This window comes from Clostridium sp. DFI.1.208 (assembly GCF_024463855.1).
Lineage (GTDB): Bacteria > Bacillota_I > Bacilli_A > Erysipelotrichales > Erysipelotrichaceae > Clostridium_AQ.
This window is the reverse complement of the sequence record NZ_JANGCA010000188.1, coordinates 1-516: the sequence shown is the minus strand read 5'-3', so window position 1 is coordinate 516 and position 516 is coordinate 1. Positions and strand designations below refer to the sequence as shown.

Genomic DNA, 516 nt, shown 5'->3' with positions numbered 1-516 from the left:
AATAGGGGTAGAGGAATAAATTCAAGATTTATTGCCCCTCCCATTGAACCGTACGTACGGGTCTCGTATACGGCTCTACATTTATATCGAAATCACAAACTCTTAAGATAATAATTAAGGGGATTGACTAAACTTGGTCGTTCCCCTTTCTTTATGCTTAGAACTTTTGGGGATAGTATGAAGTTGACGACATCCATCGCACTTCTTTTGTACCACCCTAATCTTGTGTTGGCGCATTTAAAAATATCTTCATGACTAAATCTACATTTAAATCTAAGATTAACCTTCATTAGGTTTTTATATATTGTCATTGGTTTTTTCCACTGCTTGATGATGATACATCGTATCTTATGGCGTAACCATTGTCCAAACTCTTCAAGGAATATTTTAATGCTCCCTATCTTAAAATAGTTTATCCATCCTCTTACTATTTGGTTTACTTTTGTAAATGTTATAGCTAATGGTCTTGAAACTGCTTGTTTTCTTTTAAGATACTTTTGTATCTTGGTATACAAG

General features: G+C 33.9%; 1 protein-coding gene. It reads right to left on the bottom strand.

Annotated features, from left to right (window positions below):
• Nucleotides 1-92: 92 nt before the first annotated feature.
• Nucleotides 93-516: group II intron maturase-specific domain-containing protein (locus NE665_RS23970; protein ID WP_347285941.1), on the bottom strand; the 424-nt coding region annotated here is incomplete at its 5' end.